Raw genomic sequence first — 25,263 nt, forward strand, 5'->3', positions numbered from 1 at the left:
GGATGTCAGATTGTTTTTATGAAGGTTTATGCGGTAATAAGGGAGGTTATTTATCAGAATTTCTTATTTTCTTTTTATCCAGACAACAATACCACTATTAGCAGGATTTTTTAATGAATAGCTTTTGCCTCCTTCTAGTGTTTCTGTATTCGATAGGAAAGTACCGTCTTTTGGAGAAAGATATTTAACCTCAAACATTCCTTTTTCCTTGCTCAAATCTGCCAATAGCTCTTGAGCATTTTCGCTATACACTAAATATCCTTGTCCTTGTTGTCCCAAAACCCATTGTGTATTGGTTTGACCAGTCCACTGAATCGATTGCATACCAATGAGTTGTGCGGATATTTCTTGAGGCAAATCAAAGCTCAAACTTGGAATAGAACCTCCTGCCATAAGAACTGCCCAGCCATTCGCATCAAAACTATCTCCATTGTAAATTACCGCCTTTGAAGGATATTTTATGCGGTATTCGTTCACGGCACGATATACCTGTTCGGCCGAAGAACGCTTGGGGTTCAGCAAACGAGCGTGTTGGCGTGGAGCTAAGTTTTGTCCACCTTTGGGTTCATACGTTTGCCCGTTGAATTGATAGTGCCAATAGCGGATGTCTATGATGTCGACTATAGCTGACCGTTTTTTATCTGCTAAAATCGCATCTTGCACGTCTTTGGTTGTACTCAATGCCACTAAGACGTCTTTGTGTTTTTCCTTTTGCCATTCATCAATGACATCCAACCAAAATTCAACAAAATGAAGTGGACCTGTGTATTCTGCACTAATCAATTGTACGACTCCTGTATTTCCAGCAAAATTATCTAGACATTGACGGATATAGGCACGATGCAATTTGCGACGAACAGGATGGCTAATATCATAAAATTGTTCAGCCATAAAAATGCGCTTATCACCAGCATAGGGCACTGGTTCAGGGAATCCTGTTTGGTTGATGTTATTAGCTGGTCGCCACGGAAAATCGGCATAGTGAGCTCCTGCTTCAATGATATTGTGTTGAAAATAATTTTGATGAAAAAGTACCAGAGATTTCTGGTCAGCCAAATCTGCAAATTGTTTCAAGCGACTCCAATACCATTGATTATATTGTGTTAAATCATATTTGCTCAAACCATCCCAAGCTGTTTCTTTTCCACTTCTGGCAAATGGTAATTCGTAAAAAGGAGGCCAAACTTCGCCATCCATGCGACGAATACGCTCATGGTCGTCACGACGACGCTCGTACCAAAGTCCATAATTATGATCCATCACTTTTACATGACTTTCCTGCATCCAATCGCTTAATTCAACTAAATCATCTGTTAGCCCTTTACCCGTTTGTCCAGGAACAAATCGGGTGATATGTGGCTTGCTCGCTGCTAAGCCGTGCGGACGAGATACGCCAGACCACCACGGAACTTCTTGTCGTTTACCTATTTGTAAGGATTTTCCACGAACTAACCAGCCATTTTGCACTTGCAAATCAGGCGCTTTATTTGGGGTAATAATTTTAGGAATGCCGATTTGCTCTATACTTTGAAGTTTTTCTGCTACGTTTAGAGATAATCTCTGGGAAGCCTTTTCAATAAACTCCTCTAGTGTTCGGGCAGGTTCAACGGATGCTTTGGTCAATGCCATAGCTACCTCTACTTTTGGACTGCTTGATGCCTCTGTTTCGGTTGGCATCAAAAAAGTTCTTGCTTGCACCTCTGCTCCTAAGCGATTTTGAAGTTGTGCATAAAACAAACTTCTTGGTTTGATATGCTCGTTAGACATATCCCAATAGCCATCGCCATCGAATTGTGCCCAAGTTCCAAACGCCCAGTTTTGTGCAGTTGGTGGCTTTTGACATTCGACACGAGAGGCAGCACATTGCCAAAAAACACTATTGGCAGCCGACCAGCCAGCACCTTGTCCATCTTGACCCAAATTTGAAAAGCGTAGTGCATTGCCATCTACATTCACAATATCAAACAAAACTCCTGAAGCCCATGAATCAACAGTACCGCTAAAACTATACGGAAGTTTGGATTCACATTGAACAAAAGCGTTTGGTCCGGCAGCGCAATAGCCTACAGCAAAATCATGATATCCCTCTTCGGCATAAATTCTTTGAAAAAGGGTTTGTTGACCATTGGTAAAAAACGTATAGCGTCGTTGTCCGCCGATTTCAGAAATAGGCTGGGTAGAAATACAATCTTCGACGGTCACACAGCGAGCGGAAGCTTGTACATATACGGCAGAACCTGCAAAATGTTTGAAATCAACTTGACGAACCCATGCATCACTTACATTTTCTAATCCAATTGCCATCCAACGATGGTTTTCGTCTTTAGGATTTTTGTTATCATAACTCGATTCTAAGGAAAGATTTTCGACACCTATTTGACTGATACGTCCATTCCATTGAAATTTAGCCACTGTTCCCGCTCCGTAAGTAGAATCAAGCGCTGTAGTCAATGGAATATCTAAGCAAATTCCTTTTGCTGTAATTTGGGTAATTGTTCTTTCCCAAGTAATATCTCTTTGATTGGGTTTCCAGCCAAGAGCGGTAACTCCCCCACCAAAATGGCCAGTTTTCAAAGTTTGAATCCATTCTTTAGTCGAAGGACGTTGAATCAAAATTCGCTCACCAACTTTATATTTTTCAGGAGTATTTACATTTAAACAAGCTTGTCCAACAGGGATATAAGCGTCCAATACTTTCTCGGGACTCTCAATTTTCTTATCATCTTTTCCTTTAATACTAATCAAGGTTTCTCTCGAAATGCCAACCCCTTTTAGAATGGTTTGTCCACGACCAGCACCACGAATCACAATGCCTGAAGCTTTGATAAGCAGATTTCCTTTTATTTCGAAAACTCCTTTTCCTAATACTACTGCACCTCTAAAGCCTCTAGTATCAACTGGTAAACCCGCCACATAGTCGATGGCAGCTTGAATACGAGTTGTTGCGTCGCCATTTGCTGCTTCTACTTTTACTTTTCCTGCTATAAATGGAATGCTTTCTTCGCTTGCTTTGTAGCCACAAAAAGAAAAATCAGGAATTCTATCTCCTTTGCTTTCAGGGGTATACGCCAATTTTCCTGCATCATCCAGATACACAGGAGGTTTGGGCGGGACAACTTTGGGCTTTTGTCCAAATACTGAAAAAACACTCAAACCGAAGGTAAGAGATAGGATTATGGAGAAACGAGACATCATATTTAATTGTGAATGAAGAATTTTGAATTGTGAATTAGGGTTGTACGAAGGATTCTAAAACTGTTTATTTCGGATATCGGATGTTGGATTGCGGAAGTGTAATCTTTTACATTTCTGAAAAAATAAAGGTGTCTAACCTTATTTCCGAAATCCGCAATCCCAAATCTGAAATAGTTTGGAATCCTTCGTTCAGCACTCATTGTGATTTGGTGGTTTCTGCAAAGTGAAATGAGGATTTAAGTATTTCCGATGAATGATGAATTGCAATAATTCACAATTCATCATTCACAACTCACCATTAAAAAAACTACGGTTTCACATTTTTCACGCTCACAACACTGTTCAAATACTCTTCGATATTGGTGTAACCGTCTTTATTGCGGTCTTTGCTGGCGTCGTCGGCATCTTTTGGATTCAAACCATTTTTGATTTCCCAAGCGTCTGGCATACCATCATTGTCTGAATCTTTGTAAGGAGTACCCTTGTATTCTGGATAACCACCAACTTGACTAATATCGGTGATGATACCATTTTTGTAAGAATCAATTGGCAAACGACGGTGTTTAAATTGCGTTTCTGGCAATTTTACATTCGCTAAAGCATTGATTTTACCTGTTCTTACTTGTTCGATTACACGTGCATCTACCGCATCACGTTTTGGAAGCGTTGCACCTGCATTGGCCAAAACATAATCATGAGCCGTTTTGGTTGGCAAAATTGTCAATTTTGGCATTGGCAAAGGCTTATTCCAACGAATAGAATCGGTGTATTTACCAGCATTTGGCAAATCTTCAACCTGTACCCCACCATCCCAGTTATTTTTGGTTACTCGCTCATTGCCTTCCATGATGTTTCCATCTACGTAAGCACGACCAAACGTAAGATATTTTAATTTACTTCTACCCGACTCTGGTTTTAAGATACGATGCCCGATAGAGGTATTTTTAGGAGTTTCAGGGCCTGGCTTAAAGTAGTTGTTGATAATATTGTACATAGCACGATAATCACCCCCATCAATTGAGCGGTGTACCCAGTTGAATACTACGTTGTTAACAAAATTGAAAATACCAAACCAACCAATTGAAGGGTTACGTCCTGCATTATCTGCCCAAAGGTTGCGCATGAAAGTACAGTTTTCGCCACCAAGCGTACTACCAAAAGCATGGTTCCAAGTATCTAAAGCTTCCGAGAAAATAGAGTTTTGGATAGTGATATTTACTGTAGGCAATTTATCTTCTATTTTACCAGTGCTATCATTGTACATGTGACGGTACATCGACATATTTTCGTCTAATCCCCAACTTGCTGATACGTGGTCGATCATGATATTACCAATCGGGTTACCTCCGATAGAGTCATCACGACGACCTACGTTGGTTTCGCCACGACGGAAACGCATATAACGAATCACCACGTCGTGGGTATTAATCCAAACCGACTCGCCTGCTACACAAACCCCATCACCAGGCGCTGTCTGACCCGCAATCGTGATATATGGCGCACGAATAATCAAAGGTCTTTTCAAACGAATGATACCTGACACGTTGAAAACAACCATTCTGGCACCACCTTGCTCGCAAGCCCAACGCAATGAACCAACTCCGTCATCTTCAAGACTTGTTACCACGTATACTTTACCACCACGACCACCAAATGAATATGCACCACCACCCTCAGCGCCTGGAAAAGCAGGAATATCAGCTTGTGGCAAATCAATGGGACGAGCTGCCCAAGGAATATAAGGTTTTCCTGCTTTAGCTTCTTTCTGAATAATAGGCAATGCTTTTTGCCAAGCAATATCAGACAAACGTGTTGTCTCTTTCATCAACTCATCACTTTCTTTCTTGATATCGTCAGGAATCGATGGGTATTGAGCCATCGATACTTCTTGTTGTAATACCACAAGACCTAGCGCAATTAGTGCGTTTAACAGCAGTTTTTTCATGTATCAGTTTTTAATTATTGCTTATAGTTGAAAGGTTTTGTCAGTTATATCTATACAAATAATTACGTTTCAAAACCTCTAGTCTTTCTTTAGTCCTTCTCCAACTAAATAAAACACTACTTGATGAGTCAAAATTACAAGGATTCCCTTGGGTCATGATATACAATTTTCTCAATAAATTATAGGATTTTGTCTTTGTACTATTTTGAGAATATTTATGTTGATTTAAACCTATGTTTACACAATATTTTAGACCCTTCCTACGCTATAGTTAATTTTCTATTGTATCATTTTGACAGTGACTACTACCCTACAGACCCTTACAGATTCATTTGAAGGATTTCTATTAAAAACATATTTCTATGAATTTTAAGAAAAATCTGTGAATAAATCGGCAATGTAATACGCTTTTAGTTCGATTTCTTCGTGTTAGACCTATGCAATAAGGAACTTATAGTAAAGAGTGAAATATATATCCTAAGATAAAAACCTATAAAAATATGCAATTGCTCCTATCTTAAAAATAGCAAACGAAACCTTGGTATTTGTAGATATATACCCAGATAAAATGGTACAAAAGTTTGGAAAAATGGTACATAAAAATGGCGATATATGCCAATACCTTTGTATTGGATAGTAATATCCTATAAGGAATCCCCATTTTAATTCAGCAAATTGACTGACATGTATAAAATAGTATCCATTTGCATTTGCGTATTTAGCCTCTATGCTCAGTGTTTTTCCCAAAATACAGGTCGAACCATCTCTAACTTTAATGATAATTGGAAATTTGTTCATGCCGATATAAAAGAAGCAAAAAATCCTAGTTTCAATGACCAAGCATGGCGAGTGCTGTCACTCCCACATGATTGGAGTATCGAAGGTCCTTTTGGAGCTAATCATCTGACTACCAACCAAGGGGGAGCATTACCGACGGGTATTGGTTGGTATCGCAAAACTTTTAATCTTTCACAAACTGCCAAAGACCGAAAAGTTTATATAGAATTTGATGGCATTTACAGAAATAGCCAAGTGTGGATTAATGGGCATTTTCTAGGAAAAAGACCCTTTGGTTATAATTCTTTTCGTTATGAACTAACTCCTTTTTTACTGACTAAAAATAATATCATAGCCGTAAAGGTTGATAATAGCGAACAGCCTAATACGCGTTGGTATTCAGGATCAGGTATTTATCGAAATGTAAGATTGGTTATTACCTCGCCAATAGCGATTGATTATCAGGGCATTTTTGTGAGTACGCCAAATGTGAGGGAAAATGTGGCAGACATAAAAGTACAAACTACGCTTCGTAATACGACAAATCAACAATCAACATTGGAGATTCGTCAGAGTATCATTGATCATAAGGGTAAAATACTGCTTTCTAAACAAGAAAGAGTTTCTCTGTCAAAGGATTCCTTACAAAATTTTACCCAAAATCTTACCTTACAACAACCACAACTTTGGACGCTGGATAAGCCTTATTTATACCAAGTTAAAACAGAGATTCTTCAAAAAAATCAAATTATAGATACGCAATTCAGTCCTTTAGGAATACGAACATTTAAGTTTGATCCAGCTACAGGATTTTACTTAAATGGAGTTCCTACCAAAATATTAGGCGTTTGTCAGCATCATGATTCAGGTGCTTTGGGTGCGGCGGTCAATGTGCGTGCTATGGAGCGACAACTTGAAATCCTAAAAGCTATGGGCTGTAATGGTATCCGTATGTCTCATAATCCTCCTGCTCCTGAACTATTAGATTTATGTGACAAAATGGGCTTTATTGTTATGGATGAGGCTTTTGACATGTGGAAAAAGAAGAAATCTAAAAAAGATTACGGACAATATTTTGAAGAATGGCACGCTCGTGATTTGGAAGCCATGGTTAAACGCGACCGCAATCACCCTTCGATTTTTGTATGGAGTATTGGCAACGAAATTAGAGAACAGTTTGATAGCACTGGCAGAACTTACGCAAAGGAATTAGCAGGAATTGTTAAAAAATTTGATACGACCAGACCCATTACCTCAGCGCTTACCGAAAATGAACCAGATAAGAACCATATTTTCCAATCAGGAGCTTTGGATGTTCTTGGTTTTAATTATAAACATGAAGCCTATTCGGAATTTCCGAAACGCTTTCCGAACCACAGCATCATCGCTACCGAAACGGCATCGGCATTAGAAACTAGAGGGCAATACGATATGCCCAAAGCAGGTATTCAACTTTGGCCAAAAGATAGTAAAAGCCCGTTAGTGGAAGGTAATACTGACTGGACAGCGCCTGCCTACGATAACGTGGCAGCCTATTGGGGCACCACACACGAAGAATCTTGGAAGGCTGTCAAAAATGCGCCTCATGTGGCTGGGCTATATGTGTGGACAGGCTTTGATTATCTTGGCGAACCACATCCTTACAGCTATCCAGCTCGTAGTTCATACTTCGGTATTATCGATTTGGCGGGATTTCCGAAGGATGTATATTATATGTATCAAAGCGAGTGGACGCAAAAGCCTGTGCTTCATCTTTTGCCTCATTGGAATTGGAAGGCTGGACAAACTGTAGAAGTATGGGCGTATTACAACCAAGCCGATGAGGTTGAGTTGTTTGTAAATAATAAATCCCAAGGAATCCGCAAAAAAGGTAAAGATGAACTTCATGTATCTTGGAAAGTGCCATTCGAGGAAGGTTCGTTGAAAGTTATTTCTAGAAAAGCTGGAAAAGAGGTTTTGTCAAAAGAAGTTTTCACCGCTGGAAAAGCACAAAAAATTCGCTTAATAGCTGATCGAAAAGCTATTGCAGCAGATGGACTAGATTTGTCTTTTGTAACCGTAGAAATCACTGATGAAAAAGGAAATATCGTACTAGATGCCAATCATTTAGTACAATTTTCGGTAGAAGGAAAAGGAAATTTGGTGGGTGTTGACAATGGCTACCAAGCAAGTCTTGAGTCATTTAAAGCTCCTTATCGTAGTGCGTATCATGGCAAATGTTTAGCTATTATTCAATCCAAAAAGCAAGCTGGAAAAATTTCTCTTAAGGCAAGTGCAGAAGGTTTGGAATCTTCTGAAATTGAAATTATTACCAAATAATATGCTTTAGGCGTTAGGCTTAAAGCGGGTAAAACGAATTCAATTTTGCCCACTAACTTTTAGATTATCATCAAAAAATATATGTTCAAAAGGCTTTTTCTAATAGTATTAGGTTTTGTTTCTTTCAAAGCTACGGCACAAAGCTCTTATCAAGTCATTCCTTCACAAAATGCCAAACCATGGGTATTTTGGTATTGGATGCAAGGTGGCGTTTCGAAAGCTGGTATAACCGCCGACCTCGAAGCGATGAAGGAAGTTGGTATTGGCGGAGCCTATCTCATGCCCATCAAAGGTCCTGCGACCCCACCTGTATATACACCTGCGATACAACAGCTCACGCCTGAATGGTGGGAAATGGTTCGTTTTTCGATGTCCGAAGCTAAAAGATTAGGTTTGCAAATGGGTATGCACGTGAGCGATGGATTCGCTTTGGCTGGCGGTCCGTGGATTCGTCCTGAGCAGTCTATGCAAAAAGTGGTATCTGCTTCTGTGCATGTATCTGGGGGAAAAATGATTCAACAACAATTGCCATTACCTCCTATCAAAGAAAACTATTATGAAGAAATTGCCGTATTAGCGTATCCACGTTTGGCGGAAGATACGCTTTCTACTTTGTCTATAAAACCTTCAATTACAAGTAGTTTACCTAGTAATTCTGGACAGCAATTAATCAAGGTTGGCAATAAAGAGAGTTTTAAAACCGATACAAAAGCATGGTTTCAATATGCGTTTGACAAGCCTTTTACATGTCGTTCAATCTATATTCGAACAGGAGGCAATACGTATCAGGCGCATCGTTTGGTTGTTGAGGTGAGTAATGATGGTATCAATTTTAGAAAAGCTACTCAACTCGAACCACCTCGTCATGGCTGGCAAGATACGGACTCGGATGTAACGCATGCTATTCCGACCACTACTGCGAAATATTTTCGTTTTGTTTATGATAAAAATGGCTCAGAACCTGGCGCAGAAGATTTGGATGCCGCCAAGTGGAAGCCATCATTAAAGCTGTTGGAACTCCAACTTTTTGCTGCTCCAAAGATTCATCAATACGAAAGTAAAACAGGTGAAATTTGGAGAATGAGCAAACAAAGTTCTCCTGAGCAATTACCTGATAACCTGTGTGTTCCGAGTAACAAAATTGTAGATATTACCAAGTTTGTCGATAAAAATGGCGCTATCCATTGGAACGCTCCAAAAGGACTTTGGACGATTGTAAGAATTGGACATACTTCAACAGGACATACAAATGCTACTGCTGGTGGTGGTAAGGGATTGGAATGCGATAAGTTTAGTGAAGAAGCTGTAAAAATTCAGTTTGATAACTGGTTTGGAGAAGCCCAAAAACAAATTGGCTCAGCATTGAGCAAGGAAGTATTACGTTATTTTCACGTAGATAGTTGGGAATGTGGCAGTCAAAATTGGTCAAAGAATTTTGCACAAGAATTTTCAAAACGTCGTGGCTATTCTTTAATGCCTTATTTATTGGTTTATACAGGAGTGCCCGTGCAAAGTCGTCGTGTATCTGAGCAAGTATTATTTGATATTCGACAGACCATTGTAGATTTAGTTTTGGAGAAATTTTATGGAACCTTACGCAAAATCACTACCGAAAAAGGCTTGATTTTCACGGCTGAAAGTATTGCACCGACCATGATGAGCGACGGTCTGGCTCACTACAAGTTGGTAGATATTCCGATGGGCGAATTTTGGTTGAATAGCCCCACCCACGACAAGCCCAACGATATGTTAGACGCTATTTCGGCAGCTCATATTTACGGAAAAAATATCATTCAAGCAGAAGGTTTTACGACAGTCCGCATGGCTTGGAATGAACACCCTGCCATGTTAAAAACACTTCAAGATAGAAATTATGCGCTCGGAATCAACAAGTTAGTCTATCATGTTTTTACTCATAATCCTTGGATTAACAAACAACCGGGGATGACTTTAGACGGTGTGGGATTGTATTTTCAACGAAATCAAACATGGTGGAAACCTGCAAAAGCTTGGGTAGATTATGCCACTCGTTGTCAGGAATTATTACAACAGGGTAAACCTGTGGCAGATATAGCCGTATTTACGGGTGATGACTTACCAAGACGCTCGGTATTGCCTGATAGATTGGTTGGTACGTTGACTGGATTATTTGGTGATGAAAAAGTAGCTCTGGAACAAAAACGTTTGGCAAACGAAGGTCAACCTATGCGTCAGATACCAGCGGGAGTTGGTAACTCAGCCAACATGGCAGATGCCGACCAATGGGTCAATCCGCTTCGAGGTTATGCCTACGATTCGTTTAGTCCAGATGCTTTAAAAAGTGCCAAAGTAATCAATGGAAAAGTGAGTTTTGCTGATGGGAATAGTTATGCTTTATTGGTTTTGCCAAGAGCTTTAAAATTGAGTCCGAACACAAATGCTACTTCAGAGGCTACTTTACAAAAATTGCTACAATTGATTCAAGCAGGCGCAAATGTAGTAATCAGCGAAAGACCAGCAGTGAGTTTGAGTAAAAGTGATACTAGAAATTTATCTGCTTTAATCGAACAGATTTGGGGTGGTAAATTTCAAGAAACTCATGGTTTTCAAGTAAAAAATTTGGGAAAAGGGAAAGTTATTCTGTCACCTATAATTCCAGAAGATTTGCAAGGCTTGGGTATCAAACGAGATGTAGACGTAGTGGAATCTTCAGGAAAATATGCGAAAGATATTGCATGGACGCACCGTAAAGAGGCTCAGAAAGAAATCTATTTCCTTGCCAATCAGCAGAATACAGATCGAACATTGACCTATCACTTGCGCATGGAAATGCCATTTGTTCAAAGCTATAATCCTGTGACAGATACTTGGAATACTTTAGAAGCGAAAAAGCAAAATGGAATAAGTTCCGTAAGCATTAGTCTACCTCCCAATGGTTCAATTTTTATTATCGGTAGCAAAAAAGCATTGACAAGTAATAAATCTGTTGGGGATTTACAAAAAATACAAAGTTTTGAGGGTTCGTGGCAGGTGAATTTTGAAAAAGAAAAAGGAGGACCAAGTTCCGCACAGTTATTTAATTCTTTAACGGATTGGAGTGCAAATACAGATACTTTGATTAAATACTACTCAGGAACAGCCACTTATACCAAAAGCTTTGACTGGGATGGAAACAATTCTTCAGCGATTTGGTTAGATTTAGGTGAGGTAGCCAACATTGCGTCGGTAAGACTCAACGGGAAAAATTGTGGAGTCGCATGGACAGCACCATTTAGAGTTGATATATCGAAAGCGTTGGTGAAGGGGAAAAATACAGTCGAAATTGAGGTAAGTAATTCGTGGCATAACCGTTTGATTGGTGATAATCGTTTACCACAAAATCAGCGTGTAACTTTTACCACAGCGCCGTTTCGATTAGATGGACGTCCGTTAGAAAAAGCGGGACTTTTGGGACCTGTTGAGATTTTATCAGAAAAATAAAAAAATTGGAACAGACAAAAATTAATTAATTTGGGGATAGTTAGATTTAGGCGTTGCATTGCAACGCCTAAAATTTTGGTTCTTAGCTGATAGGAAAATATTTTTCTAACCATACCTTAGCCAACTCAATATCGCTATAAGTCAAATTATGACTGGTTGGCAAAGCATGATGTTCTACCTCAAATCCTTGTTCTTTTAAGATTTCCAAATACGTTGAAGTATCTTTTGGCGGAACGGTTGGGTCATTTTTGCCATTCGAAAAGAACACTGGAACTTGCTGTGCTTTTTCGGTTAATACTGGTTCTTGAAAGGGCAACATAGGTCTAAACAATATCGCTCCATCAAAAAAATCTGGATATTTTAAAAGCGTTGCTCCAGCAATATTGGCCCCGTTTGAATAGCCTAAAGCCACAAGTTTGTCATTTTCTAAATGGTTTTCCTGCAAAACTTTTTCAATAAAAGCCTTCATTTCATCGGTACGAAAAGCCAAATCTTTTTCATCAAAAACTCCCATTCTGATTCTTCTGAAAAAACGTGGCATACCGCCTTCATTTACATTTCCTCTTAAACTTAATAAATGAAAATCTTTGGTTATATCTTTTGCCAAAGGTATCAAATCTTGTTCGTCGCCGCCTGTTCCGTGCAAGAGGACAAGCACAGGAGCATTAGGATTTTTTGACAACTCAAGTATATATTTTAATGGTTGAAAGTCCATGATAAATCGTGTTTAAATGTTAGAATAAACTATGGGCTTTTCTGCAAAACCCTTTACTCAAAAGCCCATAGTCCAAATCCTTACGCTAATACTGGCAAAGCTTTTTCGATACGCTCACGTTGTCCTTCGTATCTTGTAGGCAACATCAAATGTTGTCCTAATTCAGATTCATCTTCATCGATGTCAAAACCTGGGTTATCAGTTGCAATTTCGAATAAAACACCTCCTGGTTCTCTGAAATACAAAGAATGAAAGTATTGACGGTCGATTTGCTCAGTGATATTCAAGCCCAAGGCTACGATTTTCTCACGCATTTTCATTAAATCACCATCGTTACTTACTCTGAAAGCAACGTGATGGATAATACCTCCCGCCACAATACCTCTCGATTCGTTTGGTAATTCAACCAAATCAACTTTAGACGTCAAGCCATCTTTTGTAATGGTGTAGCGAGTACGGTTACCCTCTTTTTTCTCCAATTCATATCCAAAAACATCTGTCAAAATAGATGCCGTTGGCGCTATATTGTTGAGTGTAAGCGTCACTGCATAAATGCTATTGAGCGCATATTCAGGTTTTACACCATACACTTCTGGCAAAGTATCTTGAGGAATATCAGTCTCAATCAATTCAACTTTTAAACCATCTGGATCGAGAAAGGCAATATATCTTTCGCCAAATTTTACAGAAGGTTTACTGTAAAATACATTGTTGTCGTCCAATCTTTTTACCCAAAAATCTAAACTGCCTTTTGGTACAGAATAACTTACTTCTGTTGCCATACCTGCTCCTTTAAGACCTCTTTTTACTCGATCACCCCAAGGGAAAAATGTTAATACTGAGCCTAAATCTGCATTGGCATTGGCAAAGTAAAAATGGTAAGTATGAGGGTCATCAAAGTTGACAGTCTTTTTGATAAGACGTAATCCTAATACTTCTGTATAAAAATGAAGATTGCGTTTTGCATCACCTGCGATAGCTGTTACATGGTGCATGCCTTTGATGTATGATTCCATAATGAATAAGTCGTTTAGTAATTGTTGTTTGATGATTCAAAATTACTACCTTATTCAGGGCTGTGCATTGATGTATGATAAGTAATGAGTGAAGAGGAGAATCTTATGAGTTTTGAGTTTGGAGTGATGAGTTTGGAGTTATCCTTTGTCCTTGCCTAAAATAGGTTGCCCTCAATGTTTGAGTTATAGAGGCAATGTAAATACATTACTGGTTCGAGACTTTGTCTTAAACTAGTAACAGTTTTATCTATTAGGTAGGGGCAACCCTTGCGGTTGTCCCACTCAATATGGCAACCGCAAGGGTTGCCCCTACACCAATTTTATTTTTATAAAAAAGCCCAAGATTACCAGTTCGAGAATTTGTCTCGGAATAGTTTTTTTTCAGTTTATAAACTGTGTAAAAAAATAAGTCCAAGATTAAATCTTGAACTAGTAAAAAGCTCATTTTCAAATTTTCAAATCACCCAATTTTCAAATCCCCTTCGTTGCCAATACTTTTCTAACTCGACTTAGAGATTCAGGGGTAATGCCTAAATAAGACGCAATCATTGTTTGTGGAATACGATGGACGAGGTTAGGGTACATTTTGATAAAATCCAGATAGCGCGTTTCGGCTTGAGCTGCTAATAGCAAATTGATGCGTTTTTGCATAAATCTGATGGAATTATGCAAAATTTTAGTTTGCCAAGGAGCAAATTCAGGAATCAAAAGGGCAGCTTTATCATAGAATTTACGAGAAATCTGTACCAAATCTGTATCCTCTAAAGTTTCCACATAGAATAGAGAAGGTTCACAAAAGTAAAAACTATTCTTATCGTTAACCCACCAATGTTCTGGAGCAAAAAATATCGCGTGTTCCTTTCCTTGATGGTCGATCGTATAAGCACGTATCAAACCATGACAAACAAAAAACGTAGAGTCATCAATAGTGTCTTGTTCGATAAGAACGGTATTTTTCTTGATATGCTTAATAGTCAACTCTGAAGAAAGTTGCTCAAATTGTTCATCAGTAATGGGAATATACTTTTGTAAATATTCTTTAAAAATATCTTTCATGAAAGTTTTGGATCAATATGGCTTGAAGAGATAAGTCAAATACTGCACAAAAATACATCCTAAATGGTTTTGCCATAAAAAAAGGCGGATAAATTGTTCTTCGTTATATAGGGAAATATAGGAATGAGGCAAGGAGGTACTAGGCATCAGTGTTTTACTAATGCCTAGTGCCTGACTACTAGTGCCTATTTCTCTATTCTAAACCAATCTACATCAGCATAACCTGAGTCGTTGATTTGTGTGGTTCTGGTACAGAACAAGCCGATTTTGGCACCAATCCAGTGTCCTACGACCGCTTGGAAAGGCTCTCCTACATTTTTGAAAGTTTGTCCGTCAAGACTGTAGCTAAATTGACAACGAGCTTTTTCCAAAACCTTAACTCTCAAATACACTGGTGTATTGGCAGGGATAGGAGTCTCTGTTATAGTTTCAACTTCGGGCTTACCTTCAGAGGCTTTTTGAGATTCTCCATAAATTAAAAAGATTCCCTCTTTGCCTTTGCTTTTGAGACCAATATGTGCGTAGCTTTTCCCTAAAATAATTAATCCTACCTTCTCATTTTCAAGCTTTTGATTAGGCGTAAAGGTTAACTTCGTTGTAGCCGTAAATTTCTCAGTTGGAAATTTCTGTAATAAAATATTAGGTACTTCCCAGTTATTCTTAGCATTATCAGGGACTTTCTGCGAGTACAATCGTAGGCTTCCTTTGTTAGTCAAACTATGCCAAATGCCTTTAGGATTTGCCTGCCATTGCCATTGCAAACCAAGTATATTACCCTCAAATTCATCCGATTCGGCTGGGGTGACGATTGGATAAATTTTTCCAACATTAGGTTTACGATATGTCATAACAGGCTCGCCGATACCATCACCATCGGGATCATTGCCTATTACTGGCCAGTCTTTTACCCATTTCATAGGCTGAAGGTGTACCACACGACCATATACGTCCTTGTCTTGAAAATGTAAAAACCAATCTTCTCCAGTTGGTGTGTCTACCCAAGCTCCTTGATGTGGTCCATTTACAGGGCTATTTCCTTGATTCATTACCACTTTTCTTTCGTATGATCCATATACATTTTTGGAACGAAGCACCAATTGCCAACCCGTAGAAACGCCACCAGCAGGAGCAAAAATATAGTAGTAGCCATTTCGTTTATAAAACTTAGGGCCTTCCACTGTCGGGTCGGTTTCATGACCGTCAAATACTATTTTGCCCTCATCGATAACTTTAGTACCCTCGGCGTTCATCTTCTTAATGGTCAAAACACTTTTAATTCCTGAACGACTACCGGCCCAACCATGAACCAAATAAACTTGTCCGTCTGTATCCCAAAGAGGACAAGGGTCTATGAGACCTTTGCCTTCTTCTACCAAAATAGGGTCTGACCAAGGACCAGTAGGGGTTTTAGCTTTGGTCAAATAAATGCCAAAATCAGGATCAGGATAGTAAATCCAAAACTCACCAGCATGATAGCGAATCGCAGGTGCCCAAACGCCATTGCCATGTTGAGTTTTTGAAAAATGTTCGAAGGGAGGCTGACGCTTCAGCGCATGACCAATGATAGACCAGTTGACTAAGTCCTTTGAATGCAAAATAGGCAAGCCCGGTACCGCATCAAAACTGGATGCTATCATATAAAAATCATTACCCACACGACAAGCATCTGGATCAGAATAATCGGCATCAATCACAGGATTTTTGTATTGTCCATTTCCTAAATCAGACACCCAAACTTTAGAAATTGTTTGACTCTCTTGAGCCTGTGAACTTAATGAAAACCCTATTAAAGAAAGGGCTAAAAATTTACCAAATGATTTCATAAATGTCTAATTATGAGAAAAATGTAAAGTCTTAAGTGTCATGAATAAGTGATTACATTCATTTAACAGAGTATGATTTTGATTCTATTAAACACTCCGCATTCACCACTCAAAACTCATCACTACTCTCAGTTCCACCAATTTTTGATTTGTTCTTTTGTACCAAAAATATTTTCTAAGGTATAATTTCGTAGTTCTTTCTTACCTAACTGACGACTCCAGGTAGCTCTTTTGGTAGGATTTGCGCCCTCACCTGTAGATTGATATTCGGCATAAAGTACTGTTTTTTCATTTGCTGGATTACCCCAATTATTCCAACCAACTGGCAAAATATGACCACCCATTTCAGTGCGAATGAAAACTGTTTTACAAGCTGGACGCCACGGACGACCTAGAAAAACTTTTTTCGCGGTAGAGTCAGCCGTGAGTTTACAATCAAAAAAGACAAAACCAAAAGGTTGATAATCAGGCGTTGCTGCCGCGGTGATATAAGAATCGGAAAGACTTTTTAGCGTACATGATTTAAAAACAACAATCGCTTTACCAAACAGAAAATCCGTAGTCCCTTCAATTTGACAATTGACATAAAATTGACGAGTACCTTCTCTGGCAGCATAAAGCGTATCCTGATTTCCCAGAAGAGTACAATTTTTACAAACAAATCTATCCCCTTCCACATGCAACGCCACCGCTTGTCCCACACGACCTGCACTATTGACAATGGTCAGATCTTCAAGTACAATGTCTGGCGCATCCACCAAAAGCGTGTACGAATTATAGGTGCTATACTGCGTTTTGCCCACGGCATCCTTCTGCCCGTTCAGATAGGTTTTGCCCGAATAATCTCCATTTGTAATCACTACGCCCTCACGACTTTCGCCTATAAGATGCAAATTGGGCTTATTTGCTGGGATAGTTATTTTTTCGTGGTAAGTACCATTTTTGATAAATAGTATTACCCTTTGCTGGGAATGGTCCCGAAAAGCCATAATTGCCTCTTGGATACTTTTAAAGTCGCCCGAACCATCTAAAGCAACCGTAAATTTGGTCGGATAAGTTGTAGTTTTTTGAGCTATCACCACCGATACACTCAAAAAAAACAGAAACATTGAAATGAGACTTTTTTTCATTTTTAGGAAAATATTAAATACATAATTCCATCTCAACTAGCTAGAAATGATATTTTATTCTTTGAACCGGCTATACGTAACCCACACATAATCATCTGATTAAGTAGAATTTTGAGGAATACAGATTAACCTAATTTGTACCTCTATTTTTTTCGGAGAAATAGAAAATGCTATGGAAGAATTACAAGTTTTTTTGTAATTATAAATAGGTTTACAGCTCGAAATTCAGACATAAGTTTGGTGCACACAAATATTGTTTTTGATTTTTTTACGCAATCGTTACCGGCAACGTTGCCAAAAGATCAGACGATTGCATTTTAAATGCAATCGGTTTAATTTTTATCAAAAATGTATGTTTTTCTCTAAGTATATTTTTAAATTGCCTTACTTTTAAGATAAATCTAAGTTAATATTGTACCTTTCTAATTCTAATTTTATATTCATGCTCGATGAATCCACATACTTGCAGCTTTGGCAAAAGATCATCAAAGGAGATAGAAAAGCCTTTGAAAGGCTATTTGATGCACTTGGCAAAGGCTGCCAGTTATGTCAATGTTGTTCGCTCAAGAGCGGCACTTCCTGGACAAACATCCGCTATGCAAGTCAAAGCAAGTGATATGACTTTAGATTTTATTCTTGACGAAAGAGCCAGAGAATTTGTTGGAGAACAGCTTCGTTGGTTTGACTTAAAACGTACAGGAAAACTCATCGAACGTGCGACCAAATATAATCCTTTTGCTTCACCAAACATTAAGGCGTATCATGGTTTACGTCCTATACCTCGTGTAGAAATAGATGTATTGCAAAACAAAAGTGAGTTTTTGCAAAACCCAGGGTATAATTAAGGCATAAGGTGGAATTGTGAGTTACGAAGGTAAACATTTGGTACTCTAAAAAATCAGGAACTTGTATAGTACATTTATCCTGATGAAGATTAAAGGGAGAGAATAGAAGTTATGCCTTCTATTCTCTCCCTTTTTCATGAGTACAATTAGGTAAAATATTACTTATAGCACTAACAGGAAATATATTTCATTGTGTTTCCTTTAATCACTTCCAAAATCATAGCCTGGCGCTATTAATACTTCTAAACAATCCCATTATGAATTTAAAAACATTTGCTGTAAAAGCTCTTTTTTTAAGTACATTTAGCACTTTAGTATTTTCACAAAATCCTCAAAAAGATTATAGGCTTTGGTACAAACAACCCGCCACTTCATGGAATGAGGCACTGCCAATTGGTAATGGTAAACTCGCTGCGATGGTTTTTGGCAATCCAGCCACAGAGCACCTTCAACTCAACGAGGAAACCGTTTGGTCTGGACAGCCTCACAACAATGTTGTAGAAAGTCATGGAGAAACAATTCCTACATTACGAAAACTACTTTTTGAAAAAAGGTACGCTGAGGCACAGGAGCTATCCAAACAGAAAATGGTTGCACCTCAAAATGGTATGAGTTATCAGCCTTCTGGTGATGTATATCTTCGTTTCAAAGGGCATGATAATCCACAAAATTACTCTCGTGATCTCAATATTAGCAAGGCAACTTCAACGGTGAATTATGAGATAGAGGGCGTTCGCTATAAAAGAACAGCCATTGCCTCTCTCAGTGAAAATGTAATTGCAGTACACTGTGAAGCAAGCAAGGCGAAGTCTTTAAATTTTTCGGTATCTCTCAATTCTGCCCATCAAATCAAACAGGTTCTTGTCAAAAACGGTCTATTGGTTTTAACAGGTACACCAGCAGAGCAAGAAAAATTAGCTTCAAAAGTTAATTATGAAGTAGATGTGAAAGTCGTCACTAAAGATGGAAACATTGCCTTTTCCGACTCTACAATTGATGTAAAATCAGCCTCAGAAGCAACTATTTATATTGCCATTGGAACAAATTTCAAGAATTACAAAGACCTTTCAGCCAACCCTCACGACGTAGCTATAGCATCGTTGAATAGAGGTTTAAAGAAAAAATTTAGCCTACTATTACAGGAACATGTCAAAAATTATCAAAAGTATTTCAACCGAGTAAGTCTCGATTTAGGCAAAAGTAATCTCGATCATTTGCCAACCAATGAGCGCTTGCAACAATTTAATACACAATTTGATCCTGAATTTATTGCGCTCTATTTTCAATTTGGACGATATTTAACGATTGCAGGTTCACAACCCAATGGTCAGCCCACTACCCTGCAAGGTAAATGGAATGATCGTGTCAAACCCGCTTGGGACAGCAAATACACCATTAATATCAATACCGAAATGAACTATTGGCCTAGCGAACCAACCAATTTATCCGAATTGGGCGAGCCACTGTTCAAGATGTTGAAAGAATTGGCTGTGACAGGTCAAGAAAGTGCTCAAAAAATCTACCACGCTCGTGGTTGGATGGCGCATCACAATACTGATATTTGGCGTATTACTGGCCCAGTCGATGGAGGCTTTTATGGTATGTGGCCGATGGGTGGCGCTTGGCTAAGTCGTCATTTGTGGGAACATTATTTATACACAGGAGATAAAAAGTTTTTACAAGAAATCTACCCTATCCTTAAAGGTGCATCAACCTTTTATGTGGATGCGATGCAAAAAGAACCTGAGCATGGTTGGATGGTTGTGAGTCCTTCCATGAGTCCCGAAAACACGTACAAAGATCCTATCGGAGGAAGTGCAGGCCTGAGCTATGGCACAACCATGGACAATCAGATTGTTTTTGAACTATTGACACATACCATACAAGCTTCTAAAGTATTGGGGCAAGATAAAGTGTTTGCAGATACTCTCCAAAATATACGTAAGCTAATTCCACCTATGCAAATAGGTCAGTATGGGCAACTACAAGAATGGATTAAAGACTGGGATAAACCAGACGATAAACATCGTCATATCTCACATTTGTATGGTTTGTATCCAGCCAATCAAATTTCTCCCTATCGTAATCCAGAGTTATTTTCGGCAGCTAATCAGACACTTCTTTCCCGTGGTGATATTTCTACAGGTTGGAGTATGGGTTGGAAAGTGAATTTTTGGGCAAGAATGAAAGATGGAAATCATGCCTATACTTTGATTAAGAATCAGTTAACACTTGTTTCTCCAAAAGTACAAAGTGGTCAAGGTGGTGGAACTTATCCAAATTTATTTGACGCCCATCCTCCCTTCCAAATTGATGGAAATTTTGGTTGTACTGCTGGCGTAGCCGAAATGCTTTTACAAAGTCACGATGGAAGCATCGAGTTGTTACCCGCGCTACCAAGTGATTGGAAAGAAGGTAGTATCAAAGGCCTGAAAGCAAGAGGTGGATTTACAGTTGATATTACTTGGAAAAACCAAAAAGTAACAAAATTAGTTATTCATTCTCAATTGGGTGGAAATTGCCGTTTGAGACTAGACTCAGAAACAAAACCAAACAATACCGCTCTTAAACAAGCACAAGGTGAAAATCAAAATACATTTTATCAAGTAGAAAAAGTGGCAACGCCATTAGTAAACCCTAATGCTAAGGTAAATCCACCTGTGTTAAAGGATACACAATTATGGGATTTCAGTACGCAGGCAGGTAAAACTTATGTGTTGAGTTTTTAGGAGATAAAATTATAATGTATGGAAGGAGATGATTTTGGAATCATCTCCTTTTTTATTTCAATTATTTTCAAATTCCTTCTTCCATTGTCACCCAGCCGACAAATGACTTCTGGGCTTTTCTTCAACTTTGTATCGTAAACAAACAGAGAAAAGAAATGAAAAATATCATATGCATTACCTTACTACTATTTTCAATGGTAGTTAATGCGCAGAATATCAGACAAAAACATTTTTTATTGGAAAAAAATACGGCGATCAGTGGCTATGATCCTGTTAGCTACTTTTCCAATAAACCTTTAAAAGGTAAAGCAAATTTGACCTACAATTACGAAGGTATCAACTACCGTTTTGCAAATCCGAATAATTTAGAAACCTTTAAAAAAACACCAGAAAAATATGAGCCTGCTTACGGAGGCTGGTGTGCTTATGCCATGGGCGCCAAAGGTGAAAAAGTAGAAGTAGACCCCGAAAACTACCGAATTTATGAAGGAAAATTATATCTGTTTTATAAAAACTTTTTCTCCAATACTTTAGACGACTGGAAAAAGGAAGAAGTAAAACTAAAAAAGCAAGCTGATAGCAATTGGACCAAAACTTTTAAATAAATCCTATGAAAACTTTCAACCTACTGGTAAGATTAATTCCAGCAATTATTATGCTTCAGACTTTATTTTTTAAGTTCTCAGGAGCAGCAGAAAGTGTGTATATTTTTAATAGTATAGGTCTTGAACCTTGGGGGAGAATTGGTACTGGTGTTTTAGAATTAATAGCCTCTATCCTCTTATTTATTGACCGTAGGGCTATCTGGGGCGCTTTTTTAGGAGTAGGATTAATGTTTGGCGCTGTTGTTACTCATCTTTTTATGATTGGTGTAGAAGTCATGGGCGATGGCGGACAATTATTCTTTATGGCACTTGCTACATTGATTTGCTGTGCATGGATTCTCTATCAACGAAGAGCCGAGTTTAGCGTCATTCTGTACTCAATTATCTAAAAGGTTAAGCATTTTTGTATATTTGGGAATCATCAATCCCCAAAATACCTATGAATTTAGACACAAAATATTGGTATTTAAGAGACCACAGACTTTTTAGCGTGCTTTCTTCTTCTGAGTTAAAATCAATTTGTATGATATCCAACTTCAAAACAGCGAAGAAGGGTGAAATTATTTTATTTTCTCATGATGAGTCTGTTAGGGTGTATTTTTTGAAAAAAGGTACCCTGAAAATTGTGGAAGTAGATGATAAAGGCAACGAAATTGTTAAAGATATCATTCAAAAAGGGGATATTTTTGGAGAATTTACCCTTACAGAATCTGATTCGGACGAATACGCAGTAGCGGTATCTGACAACGTAATCTGTTGTAGCTTTAAAATGGAGGATTTTGAAAAACTTCTTGAACAAAACCCACAGTTAGGACTTTCTTATACAAAGTGGATAGGTTTTAGATTCAAAAGATTGCAAAACAGATATGCGAACTTGATGTTTAAGGATGTGCGTACTCGATTTATGAGCTTCATGAACGAATGGGCGTCGAAAGAAGGTACTCAACAAGATGAAGATGTGGTACTCCATAATTATCTCACTCATCAGGATATAGCTAGTTTGATTTGTAGCACTCGACAAACGGTTACTCAGCTATTTAATGAATTTAAAGAAAAAGGAATTTTGGACTATTCTCGCACCGAAATCATTCTCAAAAAAGCGAAAATAACCGCTAATTACATGGGTGTAAAAAGCTAAGTAAGTCAGTAAAAATAGATTTCCATTTTGTATTGAAGGAACTAGGTAACAGGCACAAGGCAGAGAGTGTTAAAATGATTTTTAATAACCACCGAAAGCTGTTACCTGAAAGCCCAAAGCATAATCTTAAGTTTTATTTTACGCACTAAGTTCATTCATTTAAACTTCTCCATTTAACATATGACTAAATACGTACTCCTCTGGCTATGTGTCGGAGGCTGGCTTGTAGCGTGTACACAAGAGGTAGCTCCAGTACAACAAGAAACCTCATCGACACCACAAAAACTCGATAGTGCTAGTACCAAAAACTTTACGAACAACAAAAAACTGGTTTTGACAGGCAACTTCATGAACGCCGTTCATCAAACCTCTGGAATTGCTAAAATTTATGCTGATTCAGCGCAGAAGAGTTACACATTAGTACTCGAAAATTTTAAAACTGACGCTGGTCCAGATTTAAGAGTTTATTTAGCAGAAGATCGAGCGGTGACTAACTTTATTCAAATCTCCGATAAAGTTCAAAACGGAAATATCATCTATGACATTTCTGGTGATATAGATTTTAAGAAAAGAAACCATGTTTTAATCTGGTGCAAAAGCTTTTCTGTATTATTCGGGGTTGCAGAACTCAAATAAGATAACTTATGAAAAAAATAATTTTGCTGTTGTTGATGCTATGCTCAATAACAACCTTTGGGCAATATGCCAAAATTCAAGAGGATGTCGATTTGTCAATTGCCTTTGGACAATCATTTGCACCTTCTCTTTCCTATCAAAAACTCTATGGATTGGGAAAGAATAAGCGATTTAAAATGGGTTGGGGCTTACGAGCCAATGGGCTTTTTGGTGGAGAAAAAACCTATCGAACCGCACCTGCAAGATTAACCTCAGGACAATATAGCATTTTTGCCTTGTTCTCCGACGATATCGTTAGTAATATAGATACACTACAATTATCAAAATCAGAATTAGGTTCGTTGAATGTCAAAATCGCCTTACAATATAGCTTTAAAAAGTTAGATGTGGGATTCAATATCGATGCCATTGGTGTAAGTTTTGGCGGAAAACAAACGGGTAAATTCCTTTCGTCAGCGTCGTCATCCTTGAACAATAGCGTACAATCAGCAAGTCCGAGTGTATTCAATTTGCTTTTGATTAGCGACAGCGACTTAGGAAGTTTGAACTCTGAGCTATATGCTTCGTATCATTTGGATTCAAAATGGAGTTTGAGAGCAGGATTGAGTTTCCAGTTTTTAGAATATAAAACAGACCGTTTATTAACCTTTGAAAATGATCGCTTTAGACACAAAATCTTGCAACCATTTTTGGCAATATCTTACCAAATTGGTCATAAAAAGTAAATTATATTCTAAATATATTTTTTCGGGAGTGTTGCTGATTTTTAGTCATTACGGCTTTTCTCAAAATTGGAAAGTGGTTTCAAGCAGCATAACCTTTAAAATCAAGCATGCTTTCGGCTCAACTGCTGAGGGTAGCTTTAAAGGCTTGACAAGTTCGATATTTTTTGACACCAATCAATTACTAAAAACCAGTATGAATGCTAGTCTCGAAGCCCGAACAATAGACACAGGTTTGGGCTTACGTGACAAAACATTGAGAGGAGCCAAGTATTTTGATGTGGAAAAATACCCGAAAATTGAAATGACCTGTACTCAGGCAGAGCGGGGTGCTAAGGCCAATGAATACATCGGAACCTTTGAAGTGACGATGAGGAATAAAACCAAAAGCCTTAAAATTCCTTTTACCTTCATACAAACAGGCAACACAGGACTCTTTAAAGCTAGTTTTCAAATCAATCGTTTAGACTTTGGCATTGGAGAATCCAGTGCATTACTTGGTGATATTGTTACGATTTTTGTTACCCTAAACACCACCTCAATATGAGAAGCAAAGGCATTTCTTTAGAAATAATCGCTCAGTTAAAAGACTTGTTATCCACGATGGATACAGCACAATACACGCAACCATTGACAGTATTTAGCGGGAGTTCTGTAGGACAACATGTTCGTCACACTGTTGAGTTTTTCCAATGTTTCATACTAGGACTCGAAGATGGTATAGTTGATTATGACGCAAGAAAAAGAGATTTCCTAATCGAAAATAGCTTGACGTATACACTTGACTGTTTAGACACCATTGTTCATAAAATTTCAAGTATTTCTGACGGTCAAAAGCCATTATTGATGGCCACCTATTACGATAGCATTATTCCAGAAATGGTTATATCAAATGTACAACGAGAGTTAGTTTATTTGATTGAACATGCGATTCATCATTTTGCATTGTTACGTATAGGAATTCAAGAAAATTTTCCAGAAATATCTCTTGCATCGGATTTTGGAGTGGCATATTCAACAATTAAATACCGTGAAAGCATTTCAGCATAGATAGCATATAGTAAGTCCAGCCTTTGTTAGAGTCATCTCCAACAAACTCGCGTTAGCAAAACCAACTAAATCATGATATCGACTTAACTTGTTGCTTTCGCTA

18 protein-coding genes are annotated in these 25,263 nt (G+C 38.2%); 11 read left to right on the top strand and 7 right to left on the bottom strand.

What is annotated here, in order from left to right; genetic code table 11:
- Positions 1 to 63 precede the first annotated feature (63 nt).
- Both QM524_RS18330 and QM524_RS18335 read right to left on the bottom strand, forming a co-directional pair.
- On the bottom strand, positions 64 to 3,195 hold the full coding sequence (locus QM524_RS18330) for a DUF6298 domain-containing protein (RefSeq protein WP_283345672.1): 3,132 nt from the start codon (positions 3,193 to 3,195) through the stop codon (positions 64 to 66).
- 307 nt (positions 3,196 to 3,502) lie between these two features.
- Positions 3,503 to 5,140 (bottom strand): polysaccharide lyase domain-containing protein, encoded by a 1,638-nt coding sequence (locus tag QM524_RS18335; RefSeq protein ID WP_283345673.1) that lies wholly within the window; start codon positions 5,138 to 5,140, stop codon positions 3,503 to 3,505.
- Positions 5,141 to 5,824: 684 nt separating this feature from the next.
- Between QM524_RS18335 and galB the strand changes: the two genes are divergently transcribed.
- Both galB and QM524_RS18345 read left to right on the top strand, forming a co-directional pair.
- Positions 5,825 to 8,236 (top strand): beta-galactosidase GalB, encoded by a 2,412-nt coding sequence (gene galB / locus QM524_RS18340; RefSeq protein WP_283345674.1) that lies wholly within the window; start codon positions 5,825 to 5,827, stop codon positions 8,234 to 8,236.
- 81 nt (positions 8,237 to 8,317) lie between these two features.
- The gene (locus QM524_RS18345) at positions 8,318 to 11,695 is read left to right on the top strand and encodes a glycosyl hydrolase (RefSeq protein ID WP_283345675.1); all 3,378 of its coding nucleotides are present in this window, start codon (positions 8,318 to 8,320) and stop codon (positions 11,693 to 11,695) included.
- Positions 11,696 to 11,777: 82 nt separating this feature from the next.
- Here QM524_RS18345 and QM524_RS18350 read toward each other — a convergent pair whose 3' ends face one another.
- The 5 genes from QM524_RS18350 to QM524_RS18370 form a co-directional block, all read right to left on the bottom strand.
- Positions 11,778 to 12,410, bottom strand: a complete 633-nt coding sequence (locus QM524_RS18350; RefSeq protein ID WP_283345676.1) for an alpha/beta hydrolase — start codon at positions 12,408 to 12,410, stop codon at positions 11,778 to 11,780.
- An 80-nt stretch (positions 12,411 to 12,490) separates the two neighbouring features.
- Positions 12,491 to 13,426, bottom strand: a complete 936-nt coding sequence (locus QM524_RS18355) for a ring-cleaving dioxygenase (protein WP_283345677.1) — start codon at positions 13,424 to 13,426, stop codon at positions 12,491 to 12,493.
- 471 nt (positions 13,427 to 13,897) lie between these two features.
- Positions 13,898 to 14,482, bottom strand: a complete 585-nt coding sequence (locus tag QM524_RS18360) for a Crp/Fnr family transcriptional regulator (protein WP_283345678.1) — start codon at positions 14,480 to 14,482, stop codon at positions 13,898 to 13,900.
- 185 nt (positions 14,483 to 14,667) lie between these two features.
- Positions 14,668 to 16,305: a glycoside hydrolase family 43 protein gene (locus QM524_RS18365; RefSeq protein WP_283345679.1), complete on the bottom strand. Its 1,638-nt coding sequence runs from the start codon at positions 16,303 to 16,305 to the stop codon at positions 14,668 to 14,670.
- A gap of 128 nt (positions 16,306 to 16,433) precedes the next feature.
- Positions 16,434 to 17,435 (bottom strand): pectinesterase family protein, encoded by a 1,002-nt coding sequence (locus QM524_RS18370; RefSeq protein ID WP_283345680.1) that lies wholly within the window; start codon positions 17,433 to 17,435, stop codon positions 16,434 to 16,436.
- Between the two features lie 449 nt (positions 17,436 to 17,884).
- Between QM524_RS18370 and QM524_RS18375 the strand changes: the two genes are divergently transcribed.
- The 9 genes from QM524_RS18375 to QM524_RS18415 all read left to right on the top strand — a co-directional run bounded on the left by QM524_RS18375 (position 17,885) and on the right by QM524_RS18415 (position 25,160).
- Positions 17,885 to 18,280, top strand: coding sequence for a RagB/SusD family nutrient uptake outer membrane protein (locus QM524_RS18375; protein WP_283345681.1), 396 nt, complete (start codon positions 17,885 to 17,887; stop codon positions 18,278 to 18,280).
- 257 nt (positions 18,281 to 18,537) lie between these two features.
- Positions 18,538 to 21,009: a glycosyl hydrolase family 95 catalytic domain-containing protein gene (locus tag QM524_RS18380; protein ID WP_283345682.1), complete on the top strand. Its 2,472-nt coding sequence runs from the start codon at positions 18,538 to 18,540 to the stop codon at positions 21,007 to 21,009.
- A 155-nt stretch (positions 21,010 to 21,164) separates the two neighbouring features.
- Positions 21,165 to 21,614 carry a YHS domain-containing (seleno)protein gene (locus tag QM524_RS18385; protein ID WP_283345683.1) on the top strand — a complete coding sequence of 150 codons (450 nt, stop codon included), beginning with the start codon at positions 21,165 to 21,167 and terminating at the stop codon, positions 21,612 to 21,614.
- A gap of 5 nt (positions 21,615 to 21,619) precedes the next feature.
- Positions 21,620 to 22,003, top strand: a complete 384-nt coding sequence (locus QM524_RS18390) for a DoxX family membrane protein (protein ID WP_283345684.1) — start codon at positions 21,620 to 21,622, stop codon at positions 22,001 to 22,003.
- Between the two features lie 50 nt (positions 22,004 to 22,053).
- On the top strand, positions 22,054 to 22,752 hold the full coding sequence (locus QM524_RS18395) for a Crp/Fnr family transcriptional regulator (protein ID WP_283345685.1): 699 nt from the start codon (positions 22,054 to 22,056) through the stop codon (positions 22,750 to 22,752).
- A gap of 180 nt (positions 22,753 to 22,932) precedes the next feature.
- Positions 22,933 to 23,388: a DM13 domain-containing protein gene (locus QM524_RS18400; protein WP_283345686.1), complete on the top strand. Its 456-nt coding sequence runs from the start codon at positions 22,933 to 22,935 to the stop codon at positions 23,386 to 23,388.
- 8 nt (positions 23,389 to 23,396) lie between these two features.
- A complete protein-coding gene (locus QM524_RS18405; protein WP_283345687.1) occupies positions 23,397 to 24,113 on the top strand; it encodes a hypothetical protein in 717 nt (238 codons plus the stop codon).
- Complete coding sequence (locus QM524_RS18410) at positions 24,043 to 24,657, top strand: YceI family protein (RefSeq protein WP_283345688.1); 615 nt, start codon at positions 24,043 to 24,045, stop codon at positions 24,655 to 24,657. The genes QM524_RS18405 and QM524_RS18410 overlap by 71 nt, the downstream gene beginning before the upstream one ends.
- On the top strand, positions 24,654 to 25,160 hold the full coding sequence (locus QM524_RS18415; protein WP_283345689.1) for a DinB family protein: 507 nt from the start codon (positions 24,654 to 24,656) through the stop codon (positions 25,158 to 25,160). Before QM524_RS18410 ends, QM524_RS18415 begins: the two co-directional genes overlap by 4 nt.
- Positions 25,161 to 25,263: the final 103 nt, after the last annotated feature.

This window comes from Flectobacillus roseus (genome assembly GCF_030056595.1).
GTDB lineage: Bacteria > Bacteroidota > Bacteroidia > Cytophagales > Spirosomataceae > Flectobacillus > Flectobacillus roseus.